This window comes from Mycolicibacter acidiphilus (assembly GCF_018455725.1).
Taxonomy (GTDB): Bacteria; Actinomycetota; Actinomycetes; order Mycobacteriales; family Mycobacteriaceae; genus Mycobacterium; species Mycobacterium acidiphilum.
The window spans coordinates 1-5053 of the sequence record NZ_JAHCLR010000098.1; the positions used below are offsets into that span (position 1 = coordinate 1).

General features: G+C 70.4%; 6 protein-coding genes and 1 pseudogene. 6 read left to right on the forward strand and 1 reads right to left on the reverse strand.

Annotated elements, in window-relative coordinates; all coding sequences use genetic code 11:
* The 5 genes from sucB to KIH27_RS21895 form a co-directional block, all read left to right on the forward strand.
* On the forward strand, positions 1 to 817 hold an 817-nt coding region (sucB, locus tag KIH27_RS21875), incomplete at its 5' end, for a 2-oxoglutarate dehydrogenase, E2 component, dihydrolipoamide succinyltransferase (protein ID WP_214095060.1).
* A gap of 2 nt (positions 818 to 819) precedes the next feature.
* The gene (locus KIH27_RS21880; RefSeq protein ID WP_214095061.1) at positions 820 to 1731 is read left to right on the forward strand and encodes a TIGR01777 family oxidoreductase; all 912 of its coding nucleotides are present in this window, start codon (positions 820 to 822) and stop codon (positions 1729 to 1731) included.
* 116 nt (positions 1732 to 1847) lie between these two features.
* Positions 1848 to 2546 (forward strand): lipoyl(octanoyl) transferase LipB, encoded by a 699-nt coding sequence (lipB, locus tag KIH27_RS21885; RefSeq protein WP_214095062.1) that lies wholly within the window; start codon positions 1848 to 1850, stop codon positions 2544 to 2546.
* Positions 2543 to 3493 carry a lipoyl synthase gene (gene lipA, locus KIH27_RS21890; protein ID WP_214095063.1) on the forward strand — a complete coding sequence of 317 codons (951 nt, stop codon included), beginning with the start codon at positions 2543 to 2545 and terminating at the stop codon, positions 3491 to 3493. The genes lipB and lipA overlap by 4 nt, the downstream gene beginning before the upstream one ends.
* Before the next feature lie 30 nt (positions 3494 to 3523).
* Positions 3524 to 4276, forward strand: coding sequence for a DUF4191 domain-containing protein (locus KIH27_RS21895; protein ID WP_214095064.1), 753 nt, complete (start codon positions 3524 to 3526; stop codon positions 4274 to 4276).
* A 33-nt stretch (positions 4277 to 4309) separates the two neighbouring features.
* Here KIH27_RS21895 and KIH27_RS21900 read toward each other — a convergent pair whose 3' ends face one another.
* Entirely contained in the window at positions 4310 to 4795 is a 486-nt protein-coding gene (locus KIH27_RS21900; protein WP_214095065.1) for an RDD family protein, read from the reverse strand.
* 115 nt (positions 4796 to 4910) lie between these two features.
* Here KIH27_RS21900 and glnA point away from each other — a divergent pair.
* Positions 4911 to 5053 (forward strand): annotated as a pseudogene (glnA, locus tag KIH27_RS22855) (glutamine synthetase); the annotation flags it as partial.

Below are 5053 nucleotides of genomic sequence, written 5' to 3' on the forward strand. Positions count from 1 at the left end.
GAAGGCGCCGGCCGCCCCCGCGGCCCCCGCGGCAGCGTCGGCCGCCCAGCCGGCCAAGGCCCCGGCCCCGGCCGCCCCGTCGGCGCTGGCCCACCTGCGCGGCACCACCGCCAAGGCCAGCCGGATCCGGCAGATCACCGCCCGCAAGACCCGCGAGTCGCTGCAAGCGACCGCGCAGCTCACCCAGACCCACGAGGTCGACATGACCAAGATCGTGGCGCTGCGGGCTCGGGCCAAGAACGACTTCGCCGAGCGCGAGGGCGTCAACCTGACCTACCTGCCGTTCATCGCCCGCGCGGTGATCGACGCGCTGAAGGCGCACCCGAACGTCAACGCCAGCTACGACGAGGACAAGGCCGAGCTCACCTACTACGACGCCGAGCACCTGGGCTTCGCGGTGGACACCGAGCAGGGCCTGCTGTCGCCGGTGATCCACAACGCCGGTGACCTGTCGCTGGCCGGGCTGGCCCGGGCGATCGCCGACATCGCCGCGCGGGCGCGCTCCGGCAACCTGCGCCCGGATGAGCTGTCCGGCGGCACCTTCACGATCACCAACATCGGCAGCCAGGGCGCCCTGTTCGACACCCCGATCCTGGTTCCGCCGCAGGCCGCCATGCTGGGCACCGGCGCCATCGTGAAGCGGCCGCGGGTCATCATCGACGAGGCCGGCAACGAGGCGATCGGCGTGCGTTCGGTCTGCTTCCTGCCGCTGACCTATGACCACCGGCTGATCGACGGCGCCGACGCCGGCCGGTTCGTGACCACCATCAGGAACCGTCTCGAAGAGGGCGCATTCGAGGCCGACCTGGGGCTCTAGCCGTGGCCGGGCAGTGCGTCGCGATCGCCGGCTCGTCCGGGCTGATCGGCACTGCCCTGGCTTCGGCACTGCGCGCCGACGACCACCGGGTGGTCCGACTCGTGCGCCGCACACCGGGCGGCGCCGACGAGGTGTTCTGGGATCCGGAGCGCGGTGACCTCGACGCCGGCGCGCTGCGCGGCGTCGACGCCGTGGTGAACCTGTGCGGGGAGAGCATCGGCGGGCGGCGCTGGTCCGGGGCGTTCAAACAGAGCCTGCGCGACAGCCGCATCACCCCGACCGAGGTGCTGGCCGATGCGGTCGCCGACGCCGGGGTACCGGTGCTGGTCAGCGCCAGCGGGGTCGGTTACTACGGGAACACCCGCGACCGCGTCGTCGACGAGGCGGCCCCGGCGGGCACCGGTTTCCTTGCGCAGTTGGCCCAGGATTGGGAGGCAGCGACGGCCTCGGCGCGCCGTGCCGGCACCCGGGTGGTGCTGGCCCGCACCGGGTTGGTGCTGGCCCGCGCGGGTGGGCTGCTCGCCCGGCTTCGTCCGCTGTTCACGCTCGGGCTCGGCACCCGGCTGGGCAACGGCCGCCAGTACATGTCGTGGATCAGCCTGGACGACGAGGTGCGGGCGCTGCGCTTCGCGATGTCGCAGCCCGAGTTGAACGGGCCGGTCAACCTCACCGGGCCGGCGCCGGTCACCAACGCCGAATTCACCACCGCGTTCGGCCGTGCCCTGAACCGGCCCGCCCCGCTGCTGCTGCCCGGTTTCGCCGCCCGCACCGCCTTCGGAGAGTTCGCCGATGAGGGGCTGCTGAGCGGGCAGCGCGCCATCCCGGCCGCACTGGAGAGCACCGGTTTCCGGTTCAATCACAACACCATCGGCGAGGCGCTGGGTTACGCGACCGCGTACCCGACCCCGCTGTAGCCCTCGCCCCTGGCGTCGAGTGTGAGCGTAGGTTCACGTTCGACCAATGAGTGTGAGCACCGTTTCACGTTCGGCGGGGGTCGGTGGCTGACGAGCCGCCGGGTAGCGTGCGAACCATGGTCACGTCGATCCGGTCCAGTAGCGTCCCGGTCGACGTGCGCCAGTTGGGCACCGTGGACTACCGCACCGCGTGGCAGTTGCAGCGCGACGTAGCCGAGGCCCGGGCGGCCGGCGGGCCGGACACCCTGCTGCTGCTGGAGCATCCGCCGGTCTACACCGCGGGGCGACGCACCCTGCCGCACGAACGGCCGGTGGACGGCACCCCGGTGGTCGACACCGACCGCGGCGGGAAGATCACCTGGCATGGCCCCGGTCAGCTGGTCGGCTATCCGATCATCGGCCTGGCGGAGCCGCTGGACGTGGTGAATTACGTGCGGCGGCTTGAGGAATCACTGATCCAGGTGTGTCTGGGCCTGGGTCTGGACACCATCCGGATCGATGGCAGGTCCGGGGTGTGGCTGCCCGCCGGAAACGGTCGCCCGGCCCGGAAGGTCGCGGCGATCGGGGTGCGGGTGGCCCGCACGACCACCCTGCACGGGTTCTCGCTCAACTGTGATTGTGACCTCACTGCGTTCGGCGGAATCGTGCCGTGCGGCATCGCCGATGCCGGCGTGACATCGCTGTCAGCCGAACTCGACCGTCTGACCAGCGTCGATGATGTCCGGACCGGGGTCGCCGACGCGGTCGTGGCAGCACTCGACGGACTGCTGCCGGTGCAGGACCATTTCTCGCCGGGCGTAACATCGACACGGTGAGCGATGCCCCGGAGGAGCGCAGATTACGCCGGCAGGAAGCACGCAACGCCGAGACGCCGATCGAACGAAAACCCTCCTGGATCAAGACCCGGGCCAAGATGGGCCCGAACTACACCGAGCTGAAAAGCCTGGTGAAGCAGGAGAAACTCCACACCGTATGTGAGGAGGCCGGCTGCCCCAACATCTATGAGTGCTGGGAGGACCGCGAGGCCACCTTCCTGATCGGTGGCGAGGTCTGCACCCGCAACTGCTCGTTCTGCCTGATCAAGTCCGGCAAGCCCAGCGAACTGGACCGCGACGAGCCACGGCGGGTCGCCGAGAGCGTGCAGAAGATGGGACTGCGGTATTCGACGATCACCGGGGTCACCCGCGACGACCTGGCCGACCAGGGCTCCTGGCTCTACGCCGAGACGGTGCGGCAGATTAAACGACTCAACCCCGACACCGGCGTCGAGTTGCTGATCCCCGACTTCGACGGCCGCCCCGATCTGCTCGGTGAGGTCTACGAGACGAGGCCGGAGGTGTTGGCGCACAACGTCGAAACGGTGCCGCGCATCTTCAAGCTAATCCGGCCCGGCTTCAACTACCAGCGCAGCCTCAGCGTGCTGACCCAGGCGCGTGACTACGGCCTGGTCGCCAAGAGCAACCTGATCCTCGGCATGGGCGAGACCCCCGAGGAGATCCGCGAGGCGCTCTCGGCGATGTACGACGCGGGGGCCGAGCTGGTCACGATCACCCAGTACCTGCGGCCCTCGGAGCGGCACCACCCGATCGACCGGTGGGTGAAGCCCGAGGAGTTCGTCGAGCACGCCGAGTACGCCGAGCAGCTCGGGTTCGCCGGGGTGATGTCGGGTCCGCTGGTGCGGTCGTCGTACCGGGCCGGCCGGCTGTACAAGCAGGCGATGGAACGCCGGGCGGAGCGGGAGCGCACACCGGCCCAGGGTTGACGCGCAGGCGGCTGCGTATCCTTGGGAGCTATGCCCAGACCGCGCACCACCGCTGAGAACAAGGCTGCCCGGACGGCGGCAAAAGCCGCCCGCAAGACGGCGTCACGGGAGCGCCGCGCCCAGCTGTGGCAGGCGTTTCAGCTGCAGCGCAAGGAGGACAAGCGGCTGCTGCCGTACATGATCGGCGCATTCGTGCTGGTCGTGGGCGTGTCGGTCGTCTTCGCCCTCAGCGGCGGAATCGTCGGCCGGGTGACGATGATCCCACTGGGTGTGGCGCTGGGCGGGCTGGTGGCGTTCGCGATCTTCGGCCGTCGGGCCCAGCGGTCGGTGTTCCGCAAGGCCGAGGGCCAGGCCGGGGCGGCGGCGTGGGCGCTGGACAACATGCGGGGCAAGTGGCGGGTCACGCCGGGGGTGGCGGCGACCGGCCAGCTCGATGCCGTGCACCGCGTGATCGGGCGCCCGGGCGTCATCCTGGTCGGCGAGGGCGCACCGAACCGGGTCAAGCCGCTGCTCGCCCAGGAGAAGAAGCGGGTGTCCCGGCTCATCGGCAGCGTGCCGATCTACGACGTCATCGTCGGCGCCGGCGACGGCGAGGTCCCGCTGTCCAAGCTGGAGCGCTACCTGACCAAGCTGCCGGCGAACATCGCGGTCGCGCAGATGGATTCGCTGGAGAAGAGCCTGTCCGCACTGAGTTCGCGAGCCGGCACCGCCGGGATGCCGAAGGGGCCGCTGCCGGGCGGCGCGAAGATGAGCGGCGTCCAGCGTCGGGTACGGCGGCGCTGACCGCGGCGCAGCGGTCGGGTTGAGCGGTCGGGTTCAGCGACGCACCACCGCGGTGCGCGTCGCCCGGTCCTGCAGACCGCGTCCGTCGGCGTCGCTGAACAGGGCGGGCACCACCAGGGCGATCAGCAGTCCGCGCACGACGGCCCGGCCGATCCCCACCCCGAGGCCGGGGCCGTCCACCGGGATCACCCGCAGTCCGCAGAGGTACTGCCCGGGGGTGAACCCGAACAGGCGCACCGCGACCGCGCCCAGCACCAGCCAGATGACCATGGTGGCGGACTGCCAGTCGCCGCTGATCAGGTAGTCCTTGAGCTGCACCAGGCCCAGTGTCACGCCCAGGCCGGCCAGGCCGGCGGCGATCAGCCAGTCGGCCAGCAGGGCCAGCAGTCGCCGCCCCATCGGTGCGGGCGAACCGGGTCCCCGGGTAGGCAGGCCCAGTCCCCGATCGGCCGAGTCGACCGAGCCGTCCGGCCGAGCCGATTCCGGGCCGGACAGCCACGATGAAATGCCGCCGCTCATGCCCCCTACGATATGTGTGCTGGGATCCGGGCTGGGGCAGCAACCCCGGCGGTGGTTGCCGTAACGTCAGCAACCGAGCGTTCAACGGGGTTAGCAGGGTGAGGAGAACACTTCAGTGACCGACAAGACGGCCGACGACATTCTCAAACTCGTGGCCGACGAGAACGTCGAGTACATCGACATTCGGTTCTGCGACTTGCCGGGCATGATGCAGCACCTGTCGATCCCGGCGGCGGCACTCGACGCGAGCGCGTTCGA

Coding starts and splice junctions, on each gene's coding strand:
- lipB (WP_214095062.1), top strand. CDS start 1,848: ATGGTCACGTCGATCCGGTCCAGTAGCGTCCCGGTCGACGTGCGCCAG.
- KIH27_RS21895 (WP_214095064.1), top strand. CDS start 3,524: ATGCCCAGACCGCGCACCACCGCTGAGAACAAGGCTGCCCGGACGGCG.
- KIH27_RS21900 (WP_214095065.1), bottom strand. CDS start 4,795: ATGAGCGGCGGCATTTCATCGTGGCTGTCCGGCCCGGAATCGGCTCGG.